The organism is Robertmurraya sp. FSL R5-0851 (genome assembly GCF_038002965.1).
Taxonomy (GTDB): Bacteria; Bacillota; Bacilli; order Bacillales; family Cytobacillaceae; genus Robertmurraya_A; species Robertmurraya_A beringensis.
The window spans coordinates 668,824-686,956 of sequence record NZ_JBBOOE010000001.1; the positions used below are offsets into that span (position 1 = coordinate 668,824).

An 18,133-nucleotide genomic window follows, 5' to 3' on the forward strand; every position below is an offset into this window, starting at 1 on the left:
AGAGTCAGCCATGCCTGAATTGCCAGAAATGGAGACATACCGGTATTTTTAAATTAAGTACGGGAGACAGCTTACTGCTGCACTTAATGCTTGGCGGGTGGATGTATATAGGAAGTGAAAATGACCAGCCAAACCGAACCAAACAGGTGATTCTTTCCTTTGGGGAAATGGAGTTGTATTTTATTGGGTTAAGGCTGGGCTATCTGCATCTTTTAACAGAAGGGGAGCTTGAAAAGGAGCTGTCTGATTTAGGTCCTGAACCGTTGAATGGCCATTTAACGTATAAAGCCTGGCTTGATTTAAGGCTATATGGATCAGCCTTTATATAAAGGCGATACCTTTACGGGGGGATATAATGATCATTGCTTTGTGTACGATCGTGAAGGGGAATCGTGTGGGAGGTGCGGAGAAACGATTTGCTTTGAAGAGGTATCCTCAAGAAAATGTTTTTATTGTCCAGGTTGTCAAAGGAAATAAAAAAAGTGACCCGGGAGAGATCCGAGCCACTGATTTCTATTCTTCTTTTGGAGCGGGATCAATTCGATGTGCATCCTCTGAATCAAGTGCTGTTCTTAGATAATAAATAAACACACCACCAACAATTCCTAAGCATATAGCGAATCCAACGGTTGTTACCCACATCAAACCCATGGAAATCCCTCCTTTACACACTATATGAAGGGGATCATAAATCTTTTCCGATTTGGAAACATTCTCCTTGATTTTTTTGGAGGAGGAAGATGAATTCTATTATTGTTAGGAGGTGGTAAATTTGCTTAAAAAGCTATTCTTAGGAATCGTTCTATTACTGTCATTGGTGGTTATCCCGACAAACTCGTTCGCACAACAAGTGTATACGGTCCAACCGGGAGATAGCTTATGGAAAATTGCTGTTCGCTATCAAGTGGGATTGTCAGAGATCATCCAAGCAAATCCTCAGTTTAAAAATCCGGCATTAATCTATCCAGGACAAAAGGTAAATATCCCAGATTTTGATGCGACAAAGTCAATTGAAAATCAGGTGGTGCAATTGACAAACCAACAACGTGCCAAGTATGGGTTAAAGCCTCTGGTAGCGGACTGGCAACTAGCGCGAGTGGCGCGTTACAAATCAGCTGACATGAGAGACCGTAACTATTTTTCTCATACAAGCCCTACATACGGATCGCCATTTGATATGATGAAAAACTTCGGAATCTCGTACCGTAGTGCAGGAGAAAACATTGCAGCCGGTCAGCGTACAGCACAAGAGGTAGTGACAGCATGGATGAACAGCGAAGGTCACCGCAAAAACATCCTGAGCTCAGGCTACACGCATATTGGTGTTGGTTATGCCCAAGGCGGATCCAAGCAGCATTACTGGACACAAATGTTTATTTCGAAGTAGGGCAAGTCGGGGGAAACTCCGGCTTTTTTTATTTGGAAACCTCCTCACCATCCACAACTAAAATGACGAGTTTTCCTCTTACAACCCCACTCAAACCCGTGATTTACCACCAGTCCTATCACTCTCTAAGCCTCAAGTCGTATATGTAAATCAAGCTTAAGCTCGTTATGAGAAGTTCGAAATCTAGGTAAGATGATATCAAGAAGGGAGGCAACAACAAATGAAAAAATTCGGGTTGCTTTTAATTGGAGGCATTGCAGCGTTAGTTTTATTAGCAAATCTTGGTCCACTGGTAGGGTTAGTGGTCAGCGTGGCGATTCTGTACTTTGTGTTTAAGCAGTTTTTAAAAACAGATTCGACGGGGATGAAAATCGGGTTAGGTATCTTAGGATTCATTCTCCTGATGGCATCGATCTCTAACGCACCGGCGATCGTAGGAATTGTCGCTGCATATATTCTTTATGTTGTTTATAAAAAATTTAACGAAACCAAAGTGAAAGAAACCGTTTCAAATGACCCTTTTCAAAACTTTGAAAATCAATGGTCTGAACTAAATAAAAACTAATTTTAAAAAGAGGAGAGATATTTATGTCAAACTTATTTACTCGATTAAAAAACACGATTGTAGCGGATTTAAATGAAGCACTAGAAAAAAAGGAAAATAAAAATCCGATTGCCATGCTGAACCAGTATTTACGTGAATGTGAAGTGGAAACAGAAAAAGTAAGAAAGCTAGTTGAAAGACAATATACGTTGCGTGATGGGTTTACTCGTGAGTTGAAGCAAGCGCAGGAACTGGCTGAAAAAAGAAAATACCAAGCAGAAGTAGCACAACATGCAGGTGAAACGGAGCTTTACACATTTGCAAGTGCAGAGCAACTTCAATACGAAGAGAGAGCCGCACGATTAAGCGAATCCCTTCGATACACAGAAAATCAATTGCAAGAGCTAGAGCAAAAATACGAGGAAATGAAGCATAAGTTGAAGGATATGCATATTCGCCGCATGGAACTAATGGGGAGAGAAAATCTATCTCGTGCGCATTATCAAATGAATAAAGTGCTAGACAGTGACAACCTCTCGAACCAATCCGTTTCGCGCTTTCAAGAAATTGAGTCATACCTTGATCGAATGGAAGAGAAAGTAAATACTTCCTATTACAGAAACACCATCGATGCCCGCATCGCCAAACTAGAAAAAGAAATGAAAAAAGAAGAAGCTACTACTTTATAAAAAAAACTGGTATTGTAAAAGGTGGAGATTAGAAGGCGTAGTACATACGCCTTCTATAGGTCTATATAGGACAGGAGAGGAGGAATCAACATGGTAGGAAAAAAGAAGAGTGATCTTCTCAGCTGGGCCGTGATGTTTGGAATTGTATTGTTATTACTTGAAGTCACTTTCTTTAATCGTGGACTGATCTTCTCCCTCCTTGTTGCATCAGGAATGATCTATATTGGGAGGAAGCGCCAGCCAAAAACATCAGGCAAGTTCTTATTTTGGGCAGGAACGATCTTCTTTATTTTAAGTGTATTTAATATGATGACTATTAAAGTCTTTTTGTTTGGGATATTGGGCTATTTAATTTTTCAATTTGCCAAGTCCAAGCGTTCCCCAGAAAAAATACAGCCTGAGGTAGTCGAAGCACAATCGAGTCCTCCACAAACAGAAACGATCGTAAAGAAAACGCCCTTATTTGATAATACTTTTTTCGGTGAACAACGAACGAAAGACCATGTATATGAGTGGAATGATATTAATATACAAACGGGAATCGGTGACACGATCATCGACCTAAGCTATACCGTTTTACCAAAAGGTGAGACGATTATATTTGTACGAGGATTAGTCGGGAATATTCAGATTCAAGTTCCATACGATGTTGAGGTTTGTGTGAATCACAGTGTTCTTGCTGGCTCTAGTAATATATTGAATGTAACAGGAGATAAGCTATTTAATCAGCGACTGCATGTGCAAACGAGCGAGTATGAGAAAGCGGATCAGAAGGTGAAGATATTCACTTCAATGCTGGTGGGTGACCTCGAGGTGAAGCGAGTATGAGTATCGTACAACGCCAAATTGTGTGGGGCATTACGCTCTCTCTACTAGTCTTCCTCTTTTTATCGGTTTCTTTTTTCATGGCTTTTCCAGTCTACAATTGGTCAGAGTTATGGGAACGTGATTTAATGGATATCCCATTTATCTTTTTCCTTCCAAGCGTAAGTATTGCGATTGGAATTTTGTTTGGTTTGGGATCGGGGTTTTATTGGCGAAAACAGATGCAAACGATTGACGATCTTCTTCACGAAGTCGAGGAAGGGCGCGAAAGTCAGATGGAGAATGGGATTTCCTATGAACCGATTGTCCACAGAGTTCGGAAAATCCAGAAGCAAATTGCTGACCAGGCAAAGGCGTCACAGAAGCTTGCGAATGAGAAGGCAGAGGATCAAGAAAATCGGATTCAAGAAATTATTTCTCAAGAGCGCAATCGCTTAGCTAGAGAGCTCCATGACTCCGTAAGTCAACAGCTCTTTGCCGCTTCGATGATGATGTCGGCTATCAATGAGACCAAGCAGGTGGAAAGTGAAGACCGAGAAGCAAAGCAAATGAAGATGGTCGAAGAAATGATTCACCAGTCTCAATTGGAAATGAGAGCGCTTCTACTTCATTTACGTCCAGTGCCGTTAAAAGGAAAAACTCTCCAAGAAGGAATTGAAGAGCTGTTAGTCGAACTATCACAAAAAGTAACGATGGAAATAGGATGGAAGGTAGAGGAGTTTCCACTGGATAAAGGGGTGGAAGATCATCTCTTTCGAATTCTTCAGGAATCGGTTTCGAATATCCTTCGTCACTCAAAAGCGAAGGAGCTCGAAGTATTACTCATCCAGCGCGACCATTTTATCATCATGAGGGTAGTGGATGATGGAGTTGGCTTTGATGTGGAAGAATCAAAAGCAGGTTCATATGGACTTCAAAATATGTATGAACGTGCCGTTGAAATTGGTGGAACGTGTAAAATTATTAGTGTAAAAGATAAAGGAACTCGTCTAGAAGTGAAGGTCCCGTTGATGAGGAAGGGTGAGAGCAATGATTAGAGTCGTGTTTGTGGATGACCATGAGATGGTGAGAATTGGAGTTTCTTCGTATTTATCGGCACAGCCAGATATTGAGGTTGTAGGTGAAGCGGATAACGGAAAAGCAGCGATACCAATGGTACTAGAATTAAGGCCGGATATCGTATTAATGGATTTAGTGATGAAGGAAATGGATGGCATTGAAGCAACACGTCAAATCATTGCAGAATGGCCCGAGGCAAAAATCATCATTGTTACAAGCTTTTTAGACGATGAAAAAGTATACCCAGCACTTGAGGCGGGGGCAACGAGTTATATGTTAAAAACCTCAAAGGCTAGTGAAATAGCTAATGCCGTACGTGCCACCTATCATGGGCAGTCGGTTCTTGAACCTGAGGTGACAGGCAAAATGATGATGAAAATGCGTCAAAAAAATGATGTAGCACCGCATGAGGAGCTTACCTCACGAGAAATGGAAATCCTCTTGTTGATGGCTGAGGGAAAAAGCAATCAAGAAATTGCGGATGACTTGTTTATTGCTCTAAAGACGGTAAAAACGCATGTGAGTAATGTGTTAAGCAAGCTTCAAGTACAAGATCGAACGCAAGCCGTGATTTACGCATTCAAACATGACCTAGTAAAGTAAAAATTTACATAAATTTCTTGCTTTTCAGCTCCGGAATGAATATGATGAAGGTAACTGAACTGAAACGGAGGTGGAAAGAGATGAAAAATGCTGTTTTGATGCGCGGATTCTGGATGGACTATACGTATATCGTCCGTGCAATTTTTGCTGGTTTTGCAAACAACGGGAGAAGTCTGCCCTTTTTTAGCAATTCCATAGCAAACTAAACAGTGAAACATCTCTTTTCCACAAATAATGAATGGATGAAAGAGGGCTTTCCGCGCTCTTTTTTCGTACACATTTTTCGTGCCATGGGATTTTTCCCATGGTTTTTTTGTATATAAAAAACTCCGGAGGTTCGTTAAATAATGATTACTTTAAGCGTAAATTCCATTAGCAAAATGTTTGGTGGGAACACCATTTTTGAAAATTTATCACTTGAAATACATGAAGGAGATCGTGTCGGACTCGTTGGTCGAAACGGGAGTGGAAAAACAACTCTTTTTAAGCTATTAGCTGGAGAAGACATACCAGATAGTGGCCAAATTCATTGGAGAAAAGGGACGACAATTGGATACTTAGAGCAAATTCCTGTTTTCCAAAGTGAAATAACGGCCCTAGATGTGTTAAAAACGGCATTCGCCTCATTGGTAGAGATGGAGACGCAAATGAAAGAGCTTGAGGTGAAGATGGCGAGTCCGAATCTTTCTGCAGAGGAGCTTGAAAGATGCATAGAAAAATACGGACAGTTACAGGATCAATATACACTTTTAGGCGGATACGAAATGGATGCTAATATCGATCGCATCTCAAATGGCCTTTCTATTCAATACCTCTTAGATTAATCGTTTCAGTCACTAAGTGGAGGGGAGAAAACAAAGATTGGCTTAGCGCAACTTCTGTTAAAGCAACCGGATCTTTTATTACTCGATGAACCAACGAATCATTTAGATTTGATGTCAGTCGAGTGGCTGGGACAGTTTTTAAAAGAGTATAAAGGTACGGTTGTTATAGTGTCTCATGACCGATACTTTCTCGATGATGTGGTGACCAAAATGCTTGATTTAGAGGATGGGGAGATTACTTCGTATATAGGGAATTACTCGGTCTTTGTGAAGGAGAAGGAGGAGCGCCTCTTAAAGGAATTTCAAGCATACGAAGAACAGCAAAAAAAGATTAAAAAAATGAAAGAAGCCATTAAAAGACTACGTGAGTGGGCCAATCGTGCCAATCCGCCGAATGAAGGGCTTCATAAGCGTGCGCGTAATATGGAAAGAGCGCTCGAGAGAATGGAGAAGCTGGATCGGCCTATTCTGAATCGCAAAAAGATGAATTTGGAGATGGAGGTAGCCGACCGAAGTGGCAAGGATGTGGTGGTCATAAAGGGGGTAAATAAATCCTTTGGGCAGCATTTGCTATTTCAGGATGTGCATCTCCACATTCAATTCCGTGAAAGGGTGGCCATGGTTGGTGAAAATGGGACGGGAAAATCCACGCTTATTAAAATGCTTCTCGGGCAAGAGCAGGCGGATAGCGGAGAAGTAAAGATTGGAAGTAATGTGAAAGTCGGGTATCTTTCACAGCATATTTTTCCTAATAAAAAGGACGAAACGGTGATCGAACTATTTCGAGATGAAATAAAGCTAACAGAAGGAGAAGCCAGACATATTCTTGCCCGCTTTCTATTTTATGGTCACAGCGTGTTTCGCAAGGTATCTCAGCTAAGCGGTGGGGAAAAAATGCGACTTCGTCTGGCACAGATGATGTATCAGGATTTGAATTTTAAACAAAGGATTTTAGTTTAATTGGCATTCGATACTATCGATTAGACTGTCATATTATCTGCAATTATACACTTGTAAGCATTTAACTATCGGATTCATACTACCAAAGGTAATTTCTTTCTATCCTGTCCGAATAACGCCAGCATTCGGACTCCTAAGTGCTAATACCAGTCAAGTCCTGTCCGAATAACACCAGCATTCGGACTCCCAAGCGCTAATACCACCAAGTCCTGGCCGAATACCACTAGCATTCGGACTCCCAAATGCTAATACCACCAAGTCCTGTCCGAATAACGCCAGTATTCGGACTCTCAAGTGCTAATACCACCAAATCCTGTCCGAATACCACTAGCATTCGGACTCCCAAATGCTAATACCACCAAGTCCTGTCCGAATAACGCCAGTATTCGGACTCTCAAGTGCTAATACCACCAAATCCTGTCCGAATACCCCCAGGATACGGACTCCCAAGTGCTAATACCACCAAATCCTGTCCGAATACCCTCATGATTCGGACTCCCAAGCGCTAATACCACCAAGTCTTGTCCGAATACCCCCATGATTCGGACTCCCAAGCGCTAATACCACCAAGTCTTGTCCGAATACCCCCAGGATACGGACTCCCAAGTGCTAATACCACCAAATCCTGTCCGAATACCCTCATGATTCGGACTCCCAAGCGCTAATACCACCAAGTCTTGTCCGAATACCCCCAGGATACGGACTCCCAAGCACTAATATCACCAAGTTTTGTCCGAATACCCCAGGATTTGGACTCCTAAGTACGAAACCCCTCAACACCTGTCGAAATCCCTTTAATCCATACAGTTACCTGCTCTTTCTGACCCCAAATCCCGACCTCCGAAGTAATTAATGAAAATATTCTTAGAACTTGTCTCATATAGTGTATGGTGAACGCTATTAAATGTAAGGAGAGACAGCATGAGTGCATTTATGAAAGGAACATTATTGTTGGTTGTCGCCACCTTTATGGGTGAGTGTGTAGAGTTTATTGCGAATATGGTACTAGCTAAGGAGTTAGGGGAGCATGGGCTTGGCTTATATATGCAAATTTTGCCGACCATTTTCCTAATTATTATGCTAGCAAGCTTTGAGATGCCCGTTTCGATTTCTAAGTTTATTGCGGAAAAAGATGCCCGCTATCACCAAAGCATGCTTCAGCATGTGATTAAGCTAACAATTATTTTCACTTCCGTCCTACTTGCTGCTGTCACGATCATTCTCCCGTATATATCGACATTTGACACGTATCATCCGCTCTTGCGCTGGCTCGTTATCCTACTGATTCCGATGATTTCATTCTCTTCCATCGCTCGTGGGTATTTTATGGGAAAACAGCAAATGAGCAAGATTGCATCGACACAGCTGGTACGAAAGCTTGTGCAGCTTGGTTTGCTCGTCTTTCTCTTCCAATTGTTCGAATTCCAGACGGATACGGCCATTCTTATTGCCTTTTGTACATTTGTTGGGAGCGAGTTTGTCATCGTCCTCTATTTAATCCATACGTTTTTTATTCAGTATCATGAGCTAAAAAGAAGGCCGAGAGAGGCCCTCCCTAATCAAGAGGTAAGAAAGAGCTTGATGGCCGTATCCATTCCAACAACAGGACTTCGGATTTTTCACTCATTAACTCATGCGGTACAACCCTTTATTATAAAAATGGCTCTTGTACATGCAGGGGTGAGCGAGCAGGCAGCAACGGAACAATTTGGAATGCTCACTGGTGTAGCGATGACAATTGGGTTTTTCCCAGCTTTTATTGGTCATTCTTTGTTGATCATGCTGATACCGACTGTTTCTAAAGCGTATGCAATTGGAGACTTTAACCGGCTCCAACGACTGTTGCAGCAGGTGCTAAAAGGGACGGCATTGTACGGAATACCAGCTATGCTCGTCTGTTACTTTTTTGCTGAACCACTTACAAGTATGTTTTTTGAGTCGTCGGTCGCTTCCGGATATTTGCAAATCCTCTGGCCATACTTTTTGCTTCATTTCTTTGTCATCCCGATGCAGGCTTACTTGATTGGGCTCGGTCTGATGAAGGATGCGTTTTATCATACGGTATGGTCATCCATTATCCAGTTTACCATTATGTACGTGCTTGGCTCACTCCGCGACTTTCAGATGGAGGGGGTTCTAATTGGTCTGAACACAGGGGCTCTGTTGCTCACACTTATGCATTATATAACGATTTGTAAAAAGATCGGTATCTCTCATTTCTCTCTAAAAAAACTGGCGGAAGAAAATCATTAAAGGATATTGCCTTTCTTGCTAGAATAATGGAGTGAGAGGAGGAAGAGAAAATGGAAGAAGAAAAGGTGTTAAGAGGGCATCATCTCCTCTGTGTTCATGGTTTCAGAGGAAGGGGCTATAGTCCAACATTTGTTGAAAGAATGACGGAAATAGTAGGAAAAGTAAGAAATGATCATGATGACTTTATGATAAAAACGGTAGCGGCCTTTGATGATGCATGTATGGCTTGTCCCCATCGAGGGAACACAAAATGTGAGGCCAGTGCAGGATCTAATGAGCATGTTTTGTCTATGGATGAAAAAGTTCTATCCCATTTAGGATTAGAGAAAGAGAAGACTTACTTGAAGTCACATCTAGTCGCCTTAACAGCTTCCAAAGTCACTCCTGACGATTTGGATTATCTTTGTAAAGGATGCTCTTGGCTACCATATGGGGTTTGCAAAGAAGGGATAGAAGAGCTTCGAAAAAAAATAAATGATTTCTACTAAAATTATAGTAGAAAAAAGTAGAGCTTTGCTTCAATTTGTTTAATCATGTCAAAAGGACTCGAAAAATAAACGTTGAATGCGTTTGCTAAAACTAGTTATTGATGGTAAGATGTAAGAGAATTATTTTTGTTCGGTATGTAAGAAACTACTTCTTTATATCAATGAGAGCAAGGATAGTATTATAGGTGTCAAGGCACTAGGAGGTAACTCACAATGGAAAAAGGTAAAGTAAAATGGTTTAACGCAGAAAAAGGTTTTGGATTCATCGAGCGCGAAGGTGGAGACGATGTATTCGTTCACTTCTCAGCTATCCAAGGCGAAGGCTTCAAGACTTTAGAAGAAGGTCAAGAAGTTACTTTTGACGTAGAACAAGGACAACGTGGAGCACAAGCTGCTAACGTAAACAAAGCTTAATTTAAGCTTGAAAAAAAGACTCTTTACGAGTCTTTTTTTGTTTCTATTTTTTGGCCAACTCTTTTAAGTTTTCGACAATGCCAACTTGATAGGGTGTTTTTGGAAGTGGTCCAATAAGCGTTTCGTACTTGGATCCATCAAGGATGACAGGTGATTCATTTAAGTACATCATCTCTGTCACTTCTCTCATAGAAGGATTTAATAGACCGAGAGCCGCAATCATCCGTCGGCCAATCATTTTTACCTTCACAGGTTTATCAAGAAAATGAGAGGCAATCTTCGCAATTTCTTCTCCAGAAATCGTGCCCACACCAGAAATATTCCAATCCTGATTGTAACTGTCGTCTCTTAAGGCAAGTTCGACAAGCGCTTTTGCACCGTCCTTCGTATAAATAAATTCACGTTGAAGGGTCGTGTCTCCAACAAAACCAGCTGATTGCTTTTTTAGCATTTGCTTAAAGGTGTAATGAAGGATGGTACTCTCTGCTTTAGGTCCATAGAAATCTGGGAAGTAGGCAATGATGTAAGGAACTTTTGATGTTTGAATTTTGCTTTGCAGCTGTAAGCGAATGTTTCCTTTTTTCGTATGTGGATGTCTAGAGGTTTGTTCTGTAACCGGTGATGATTGTCTGCCGTAAGAATAAATATTATCAACGTAAATGAGGGGTTTTTTGTGTTTGGAACACTGAGTAAGAACAGCTTCAAGAATCTGAAATAAGCCAGGATTCCATTTTTCATAAGGAATATTGATAGAGTGAAATACGAGATCCACCTGTTTCACTGCCTCACCTAAGTGTTGCTCATTCAACACGTCGCCAACCTTGATCTTTGCTAACGAACCCCAATCATGCTTGAAAAGAGCTAGTTTATCAGAAGAACGCGCCAAGGCAATCGTTTCGATTCCTCTACTAACAAGTTCTTCTACTAAAGCAAATCCCATGCCGCCAGTTGCACCTAATACCAATGCTTTTTTCATATAAAATCTCTCCTTTTATCCGTTATTGACCACTGTTCAATAAAGTGTAAAAATAAAAGGCTTCTGCCACCCTTTATTTTATTTTAATGCTTTTAATAGAAACTCCACATGTGATTTGGCTAGTGGTTTCACGTCCTCAAAGGTGGTTTCGGTTCGGCAGTAATGCGTGACAAACCCATGGATCCCAATAAATAAGGACCATATCTCCTTTGGTGAAAGTCGCTTGGTTGCAAGGCTAGCAACCGCATTGGCAAAATGCAAATAGCTTTTATTAGGAGCCTCTAGCAGATAGCCTTTAATCTCCTCATCCTTAATCAGAAACATGACTTCATATTGAGGCTGATGGGTTAGGCCGAAACGGATGTACTCGAAAAGAATCAAATACAATTTTTCCTCATTAGAGTTAGTTGGAGTGGAAAGCACCTCTTCAAGTACTTGATCAAGAGTAAGGAAATCTTGAGTGACAATCCCATAAAAAAGCTCCGCTTTATTTTTAAAATGGTAGTAGATCGCCCCATGGCTACATCCAAGCTCTTTTGCCAACTTCCTCATTGAAAAAGAAGGATAGCCACTAGTTACAAATAATTCACGAGCAACATGGATAATCGCTTCTTTGGTTAGTTCGTCTTGTGCAGGTTTTCTAGGAGACAAAGATTTCACCTCATTAATTGAACACTGGTCAATTAAATAATACCTGTATTTCCTAATGTTGGCAAGGAGATTTTGATGAAGGTTGAAAAAATCGTAAGAAGGGAAGATAATGGTAGCATACTAATGGCAAAGGAGAAACATAATGATACGCTTTGGTGTAATAGGAACAAACTGGATTACCGAATCATTTTTACAGGCGGCAAATGAACTGCCAAGTTTTCAATTAACGTCCGTATATTCACGGTCAGAAGAGAAGGCGAAGGAATTCGGGGAGAAATACCAGGCTACGCATTTCTTTACAAACCTAGAGGAAATGGCAAAAAGTGAACATCTGGATGCGGTGTATATTGCTAGTCCGAACTCTTTGCACGCAGAACAAGCGATTTTATTATTAAAGCATGGAAAGCATGTTATTTGTGAAAAAGCGATTGCCTCGAACAAAGTGGAATTGGAACAAATGATTCAAACAGCGAAGGAAAACAATGTTCTTTTAATGGAAGCATTAAAATCTACCTTTGTTCCAAACTTTGCTGTGATTCAGGAGAATCTAGAGAAAGTCGGTCAGGTACGACGTGTATTTGCAAGCTATTGCCAGTATTCTTCTCGTTATGATGCCTATCGAAGTGGAACGATTTTAAATGCCTTTGACCCTACTTTTTCGAATGGGGCATTGATGGATATTGGTGTGTATTGTATTTACCCAGTCGTGGCACTATTCGGGAAGCCCTTATCCGTTAAAGCATCTGGTGTCTTGCTGGAATCTGGTGTGGATGGAGAAGGGAGTATTCTTTTAACTTATAAAAATATGGATGCGGTGTTAATGTACTCAAAAATCACGAGTTCTAGCATTCCTTCTGAAATTCAAGGGGAAGACGGAAATTTAGTGATCGATAAAGTGAACACGCCAGAAAAGGTTATACTCGAATACCGAAATGGAGAAAAAGTAGACCTTTCCGTTCCACAAAAAGTAAATTCAATGTATTATGAAGCAAAGGAATTCATTGAACTAATTGAAAAAGGCGAGACGGAATCAAATATTAATACATACGAAAACTCCTTAGTAACGATGGAAATTATGGATGAAGTGCGCAAGCAAATTGGTGTAAAATTCCCAGCGGATAATAAGGGATTATAATCACGAATAATACCCAACAAAAAACGGGCCACTTCACAGCTGGTCCGTTTTTCGTTGTTATTCTTCGCTTTTGTGTTGGTGATGTGGTCCGCGGTCGGATCCACCGTGTGGTCCGCGGTCGGATCCACCGTGTGGTCCTTTAAAAATAAAGCCATTCTCTTCAAGCATTTTGTAATGCTCTTCATAGCGCTGAATCATTTTGTCCGCTTTTTCCTTCGGGATCACGCCAAATTCAGCGTATTTTTGAATCAGTTGTTTTTTCTGCTCCAAAATACCTTTATGTAATTTAGCGAGTTCTGCCTTTTGAGCGTCAGTTAATTTCACTTCTTGGGTGTTGTTAGCATCTTCAGGTTTTTCCACTTCAGCAAAAGAAGACGTGGCACCAAAGATAGACATCGAAAGCAAGCATGCAGCCATGACTCCAACAAATTTCTTCATTAATATCCCTCCTTTCCTTCATTCGAAGGTTAATTTTTCCTAATCTTGCTTTAAATATGCACGAATTGCTAAAAACAAGTGGAATAAAAAACCGTTGACACTTTTACAGAAATTCACTATAGTAACGATGACATATTCATATTCCCGTGTGTCGGGAGAGGTTCATAGCGAACAAAACCCTCTATAAAAAACTATGGCTTTGATGATACCTATCAACCATATCCAAACGAGGATATGGTTTTATTTTTTTAAATAGGAGGTTCTTTTCATGAGTGGAAGAAAAGATGAAGAATTAGAAGGCGTAACTTTATTAGGAAATCAAGGGACGAAGTACTTGTTTGAGTATTCTCCTAGCATTCTGGAGGCGTTTGATAACAAGCACCCGAATCGCGATTATTTTGTAAAATTTAACTGTCCGGAGTTTACTAGCCTTTGTCCAAAAACAGGTCAGCCAGACTTCGCAACGATTTACATTAGCTATATTCCTGATCAGAAAATGGTAGAAAGCAAGTCATTAAAGTTATACCTGTTTAGCTTTAGAAATCATGGAGATTTTCATGAGGATTGCATGAACATTATTATGAACGATTTAATTGAGTTAATGGATCCGCGCTATATTGAGGTATGGGGTAAATTTACTCCTAGAGGTGGAATTTCCATTGATCCATACACAAATTACGGCAAGCCAGGTACGAAATACGAAGAAATGGCCCATTATCGCTTAATGAATCATGACTTGAATCCAGAGACGATTGATAATCGCTAAAAACCATGAAAGCAGAGATTGAATTCTCTGCTTTTTATTTTTTTCTAAAAATTCGACAAAATCCTTCAAATTTCTTCAACCTGTGACGATATAAAGAAAAAACATTGTTGGAGTGAGGATATGTTTAATAAAATACAAACCAAGATTATGCTAACGGTCAGTATCCTTATTGCTGTTACTTTATTAGTGGTTTCAGCTGTGACGTTTTTTAAAACGAAAGATGAAATCTTGACTAGTGTGAGTTCGAGCTCGAGTGCTCAAGTCGATAGCTTGAAAAGCAATATGGACTTATACTTACATTTTTATGGAAGTTCGGTTGATCGCTATAGTAAAGATAGCCGGGTTATTGATTACTTAAAGCAAGTGAAAGCGAACGAGCAAAATGGCTTAAGCATTTATTGGCCTATAATTGACAAAGACTTTCAAGAATTTATGAACCTCAATCAAAATGCTGCAACCATCTATGTTGGGGCAGAAACAAAGCAATTTACGACTACCCCTGTTATTGAGCTACCTGCAGATTTTGATCCAACGGGAAGACCTTGGTACACAGCAGCCGTTCAATCTTCAGGAGAAACCATTTGGACGGATCCATATGAGGATGCAAGCTCAGGAGAATATATCGTAACGGTAGCACAGTCTGTGGTTGATCCCGTAACGAAGGAAACTCTTGGGGTTGTTGGGATGGATCTTAGCCTAGCTGGATTATCAGGAATCATCAAAGAGACAAAAGTAGGCTATAATGGTTATTCCCTATTATTAGATCAAAGCGGAATAGCTTTAGTTCATCCAAAGGATCAAGGAAAAGATGTTAGTGAAAAATCTTATTTTTCTCAATTGAATAGTGGAGAAAAAGGGGCAACTTCATATACAGAAGATGGAACGGATTTCGAACTCTACTACCAAACACTCGGCCAAACAGGCTGGAAGGTCGGAATGGTATATGAGACGAAAAACGTACTAGAAAGCGCCAAAATCCTTCAAGACGCGATCCTCATCATTGCAGCAATCGCCATTATCATTGGTCTTGTGATTACCTATTTCCTATCAAAAAGTATCGCAAAGCCAATCACCCTATTAAATCAGCAAGTTCAAGAGGTAGCAGCAGGAGATTTGACGATTCATGTGGAGAGCAAATCAAAGGATGAAACCGGTCAACTGACCGATCATTTTAACATTATGGTTGAAAACATGCGTGACCTGATAACCTCTGTAGAAAAATCGGTAGACAGTGTAAACGACTCAGCTTCTAACTTAACAGCCGTATCAGAGGAAACGATTGCGGCAAGTGAAGAGGTAGCAAGAGCAACAGGAGAGATTGCCACAGGTGCATATCAGCAAGCACAGGACGTAGACGGTGCAAACCAAAAGGCAATCGGATTATCTACACAAATCGAAAAAGTAAAAGATAATGTCAATGAAATGACTGGTTTATCCAAGCAAGCCGAAGTGACGAATGTAAAAGGCTTGGAGCAAATGAACTTCTTAAGACAACGAGCCATAGAAAGCGATGAGGTTATTAAGAGTGTTGGAACAGTCATTCATAACCTTGACTCAAAGGTGAAGGAAATTGAAAAAGTCATTCATTCGATTACAGAGATTTCAGATCAAACGAATCTTCTAGCCTTGAATGCGAGTATTGAAGCAGCTAGGGCAGGGGAAAGTGGAAAAGGGTTTGCTGTAGTTGCTGATGAGGTGAGAAAGCTGGCTGAACAATCAGCGAAAGCAGCACAACAAGTCAAACAAACGATCTCAAGTATTGAAAAAGAAACACAGCATGTTGTGAAGGAAATGGAGCAAACCGTAGCCATTTCAGAACTACAAAGCAAGGCTGTTGGTCAAACAGAAGTTGCGTTTAATGATATTTCACAAACGATTCATGCGATTGTCTCTTCCATCGGATCGATCAGAAGCGATATTGACCATATCAATGATTTAAAAGACGATGTGGTCGCATCAATTCAAAGCATCGCTTCCGTTGCAGAGCACTCTGCAGTAGCTTCAGATAAGGTAAGTGAATCAACTGAGGAGCAAGTTCGTGCGCTCGATTTGGTCACACAATCAGCCATTGAGTTAAATGAAGCAAGTGCAAAGCTTGCCGAAATGATTAAGAAATTTAAAATATAGCAATAGACCGGTGGGAAGAGTTCCTGCCGGTTTTTTTCGATTAGTGGATAGTATTGGTTTTCAATTTTCTGCCCATTATGATAAAAGAAAAGAGGGATTTCATGAAGGAACATATAATAGAAGTTCTTCAGCAAATGGAGCGAGAATATGATGTTAAAGTATTGTACGCATGTGAGTCGGGAAGTCGGGCTTGGGGATTTTCTTCCATGGATAGTGATTATGATGTGAGATTTCTATATATACATACAAAGGAATGGTATTTGTCCATTGATCAAGGAAGAGATGTACTAGAGTTCCCTTCACAGGATTCCTTTTCTATCCCCGTTCATCCACTATTAGACATGAGTGGATGGGAACTAACGAAAGCATTAAGATTGTTCCGAAAATCAAATCCGCCATTTTTCGAGTGGCTTCATTCTGATATCATTTACTATGAAAATTATTCTACTCTTGAAAAGTTGTTAGCCATCGAACAGAAGGTGTTTTCACCTATAACCAATATTCACCATTATGTTAGTATGGCGAAAAGAAACTTCCGTTCGTACCTTATAGAAGAAGAGGTACATCATAAAAAGTACTTTACGGTTCTTCGTCCGATTTTGGCAGGGAAGTGGATTATTTTGAATCATACCTTTCCACCTATTAAGTTTGAGGTACTTGTAAAAGAACTGGTTCCTGTGGGCCCGGAAAGACAATCCATTGAAGAACTAATCGCCCATAAAAAAGCGAGAAAAGAGCACTCATTCCAGTTAGAACCTCCAATTAAAGTTCTTAACGACTATCTACAACAAGAGATTGAAGACATGGAAAGCATGACAAAGAACATGAAAGCAAGTGAAAAAGACATATCCACACCTTTACTCAATGAGATTTTTAGAGAGTTATTAGAGAAAGCTTGGCAGTAAGTTCGTCTACTTTAAATTGTGAAATATCAGCATATGATCCTCCAATAAGTTAAAACTAGTCTATAATATAAGATAGTATAGCAATGGAGTGATTAGAATTGGCGAGAGTAAAAGCAAAGAGCAAGAGTGGAGTAGGCAAAGGTACGGGAAAAAAAGGCTGGACGCGTTGGCAAGCTGGAGCAAAAAAAGCTAAGAATGCAAAGCCATATAAAAGCAAAGGTGTGAAGCATGGTCCTAGTTCAGGTGTGGAGAAAGGAACTTCGGACCAAGCAGATAAATAAAGATGTGATGGGGAGAGGGTAAAGATGGATGAGAGATACCCGATTGGGACGTTTCAGTTTGAGGGAGACATCAATAGAACGTTAACACATCAATGGATAGAGGAAATCGCCAGCTTGCCTAATAAGGTAAAAGGAGCTGTTTCTGGCTTAAGCGAAGAACAACTTGATACGCCTTACCGTGACGGAGGGTGGACGATCCGACAGGTGGTACATCATATTGCCGATAGCCATATGAACGCTTATATTCGTTTTAAGTTGGCCTTGACCGAAGCCAGCCCTGTTATTAAGCCATATGAGGAAGCGAGATGGGCTGAGTTAGAAGATTCGAAGCTACCGGTTGAGGTGTCTTTAACACTTATTGAGTCAGTCCACACAAGATTAGTAGCACTTCTAAAAAGCGTGAGTGAAGAAGAAATGAAACGAACCTTCGTCCATCCAGATTCAGGGCTCGTGTCAGTAGAGAAAAATATCGGATTGTATGCATGGCATGGAAATCATCATCTTGCCCATATTACAAATGCAAAGCTGTAGTCCTTTATAGTAAAGGGTTCTGTTTTCGGGTATTTATTTATTAAAATACACAAGAAAAGACGTATGCATACGTCTTTTCTTTATGTCATTTGCAGTGCCGTTTTGAGTACCAATACCTAGGTTCAAGAGGGTCCGCACTTCTCGGTTGGGGACCTGGTTAAGCACTTGAGCTGATTAATAGACGGAGAAATTCCGCTTAATTAGTAATTTTTATTAAAAAAGGCTTAAATAGACGGAGAGATTCCGCCTATTGGCTCAAAAAATACGAAAATAGGAG

22 protein-coding genes and 1 pseudogene are annotated in these 18,133 nt (G+C 40.4%); 18 read left to right on the top strand and 5 right to left on the bottom strand.

Annotated elements, in window-relative coordinates; all coding sequences use genetic code 11:
* The first annotated feature begins 101 nt into the window (after window positions 1-101).
* Window positions 102-329, top strand: coding sequence for a hypothetical protein (locus MKX65_RS03480; protein WP_340902354.1), 228 nt, complete (start codon window positions 102-104; stop codon window positions 327-329).
* A 184-nt stretch (window positions 330-513) separates the two neighbouring features.
* Here the strand turns inward: MKX65_RS03480 and MKX65_RS03485 are convergent, their stop codons facing one another.
* On the bottom strand, window positions 514-651 hold the full coding sequence (locus MKX65_RS03485) for a hypothetical protein (protein WP_340902357.1): 138 nt from the start codon (window positions 649-651) through the stop codon (window positions 514-516).
* Window positions 652-772: 121 nt separating this feature from the next.
* On the opposite strand from MKX65_RS03485, the gene safA reads away from it, so the two are divergent.
* The 8 genes and pseudogenes from safA to abc-f form a co-directional block, all read left to right on the top strand.
* Window positions 773-1,387: a SafA/ExsA family spore coat assembly protein gene (gene safA, locus MKX65_RS03490; protein WP_340902360.1), complete on the top strand. Its 615-nt coding sequence runs from the start codon at window positions 773-775 to the stop codon at window positions 1,385-1,387.
* A gap of 220 nt (window positions 1,388-1,607) precedes the next feature.
* On the top strand, window positions 1,608-1,952 hold the full coding sequence (locus MKX65_RS03495; protein WP_160547240.1) for a lmo0954 family membrane protein: 345 nt from the start codon (window positions 1,608-1,610) through the stop codon (window positions 1,950-1,952).
* Between the two features lie 23 nt (window positions 1,953-1,975).
* On the top strand, window positions 1,976-2,620 hold the full coding sequence (locus MKX65_RS03500) for a PspA/IM30 family protein (RefSeq protein ID WP_160547239.1): 645 nt from the start codon (window positions 1,976-1,978) through the stop codon (window positions 2,618-2,620).
* 90 nt (window positions 2,621-2,710) lie between these two features.
* Entirely contained in the window at window positions 2,711-3,448 is a 738-nt protein-coding gene (gene liaF / locus MKX65_RS03505) for a cell wall-active antibiotics response protein LiaF (RefSeq protein ID WP_340902362.1), read from the top strand.
* Window positions 3,445-4,482: a histidine kinase gene (locus MKX65_RS03510; RefSeq protein WP_160547237.1), complete on the top strand. Its 1,038-nt coding sequence runs from the start codon at window positions 3,445-3,447 to the stop codon at window positions 4,480-4,482. The genes liaF and MKX65_RS03510 overlap by 4 nt, the downstream gene beginning before the upstream one ends.
* Complete coding sequence (locus MKX65_RS03515; protein ID WP_340902364.1) at window positions 4,475-5,107, top strand: response regulator transcription factor; 633 nt, start codon at window positions 4,475-4,477, stop codon at window positions 5,105-5,107. The genes MKX65_RS03510 and MKX65_RS03515 overlap by 8 nt, the downstream gene beginning before the upstream one ends.
* Window positions 5,108-5,187: 80 nt before the next feature.
* A complete protein-coding gene (locus MKX65_RS03520) occupies window positions 5,188-5,313 on the top strand; it encodes an RAxF-45 family protein (protein ID WP_306663969.1) in 126 nt (41 codons plus the stop codon).
* A 141-nt stretch (window positions 5,314-5,454) separates the two neighbouring features.
* A pseudogene (abc-f, locus tag MKX65_RS03525) lies at window positions 5,455-6,870 on the top strand (ribosomal protection-like ABC-F family protein); the annotation flags it as partial.
* A gap of 244 nt (window positions 6,871-7,114) precedes the next feature.
* Here the strand turns inward: abc-f and MKX65_RS03530 are convergent.
* Window positions 7,115-7,237, bottom strand: coding sequence for a hypothetical protein (locus MKX65_RS03530; protein ID WP_340902366.1), 123 nt, complete (start codon window positions 7,235-7,237; stop codon window positions 7,115-7,117).
* Between the two features lie 575 nt (window positions 7,238-7,812).
* Between MKX65_RS03530 and MKX65_RS03535 the strand changes: the two genes are divergently transcribed.
* The 3 genes from MKX65_RS03535 (at window position 7,813) to MKX65_RS03545 (ending at window position 10,046) form a co-directional block, all read left to right on the top strand.
* Complete coding sequence (locus MKX65_RS03535; RefSeq protein WP_160547235.1) at window positions 7,813-9,144, top strand: oligosaccharide flippase family protein; 1,332 nt, start codon at window positions 7,813-7,815, stop codon at window positions 9,142-9,144.
* A gap of 50 nt (window positions 9,145-9,194) precedes the next feature.
* Entirely contained in the window at window positions 9,195-9,632 is a 438-nt protein-coding gene (locus tag MKX65_RS03540) for a DUF1284 domain-containing protein (protein ID WP_340902368.1), read from the top strand.
* Window positions 9,633-9,845: 213 nt separating this feature from the next.
* A complete protein-coding gene (locus tag MKX65_RS03545) occupies window positions 9,846-10,046 on the top strand; it encodes a cold-shock protein (protein ID WP_066052591.1) in 201 nt (66 codons plus the stop codon).
* 43 nt (window positions 10,047-10,089) lie between these two features.
* Here the strand turns inward: MKX65_RS03545 and MKX65_RS03550 are convergent, their stop codons facing one another.
* Complete coding sequence (locus MKX65_RS03550; protein ID WP_160547233.1) at window positions 10,090-11,022, bottom strand: SDR family NAD(P)-dependent oxidoreductase; 933 nt, start codon at window positions 11,020-11,022, stop codon at window positions 10,090-10,092.
* Window positions 11,023-11,100: 78 nt separating this feature from the next.
* Entirely contained in the window at window positions 11,101-11,673 is a 573-nt protein-coding gene (locus MKX65_RS03555) for a TetR family transcriptional regulator (protein WP_160547232.1), read from the bottom strand.
* Between the two features lie 142 nt (window positions 11,674-11,815).
* On the opposite strand from MKX65_RS03555, the gene MKX65_RS03560 reads away from it, so the two are divergent.
* Entirely contained in the window at window positions 11,816-12,808 is a 993-nt protein-coding gene (locus MKX65_RS03560; protein WP_340902372.1) for a Gfo/Idh/MocA family protein, read from the top strand.
* A 57-nt stretch (window positions 12,809-12,865) separates the two neighbouring features.
* On the opposite strand, the gene MKX65_RS03565 is transcribed toward MKX65_RS03560, so the two are convergent.
* On the bottom strand, window positions 12,866-13,246 hold the full coding sequence (locus MKX65_RS03565) for a YckD family protein (protein WP_340902374.1): 381 nt from the start codon (window positions 13,244-13,246) through the stop codon (window positions 12,866-12,868).
* A 268-nt stretch (window positions 13,247-13,514) separates the two neighbouring features.
* On the opposite strand from MKX65_RS03565, the gene queF reads away from it, so the two are divergent.
* From queF to MKX65_RS03590, 5 genes are all read left to right on the top strand, one after another.
* Entirely contained in the window at window positions 13,515-14,012 is a 498-nt protein-coding gene (queF, locus tag MKX65_RS03570; protein WP_119706693.1) for a preQ(1) synthase, read from the top strand.
* 120 nt (window positions 14,013-14,132) lie between these two features.
* Complete coding sequence (locus MKX65_RS03575; protein WP_340902377.1) at window positions 14,133-16,139, top strand: methyl-accepting chemotaxis protein; 2,007 nt, start codon at window positions 14,133-14,135, stop codon at window positions 16,137-16,139.
* A gap of 101 nt (window positions 16,140-16,240) precedes the next feature.
* Window positions 16,241-17,044 carry a nucleotidyltransferase domain-containing protein gene (locus tag MKX65_RS03580; protein ID WP_340902379.1) on the top strand — a complete coding sequence of 268 codons (804 nt, stop codon included), beginning with the start codon at window positions 16,241-16,243 and terminating at the stop codon, window positions 17,042-17,044.
* A 98-nt stretch (window positions 17,045-17,142) separates the two neighbouring features.
* A complete protein-coding gene (locus MKX65_RS03585; protein WP_340902381.1) occupies window positions 17,143-17,325 on the top strand; it encodes a DUF3934 family protein in 183 nt (60 codons plus the stop codon).
* A gap of 24 nt (window positions 17,326-17,349) precedes the next feature.
* Window positions 17,350-17,856, top strand: a complete 507-nt coding sequence (locus MKX65_RS03590; protein ID WP_340902383.1) for a YfiT family bacillithiol transferase — start codon at window positions 17,350-17,352, stop codon at window positions 17,854-17,856.
* Window positions 17,857-18,133 lie beyond the last annotated feature (277 nt).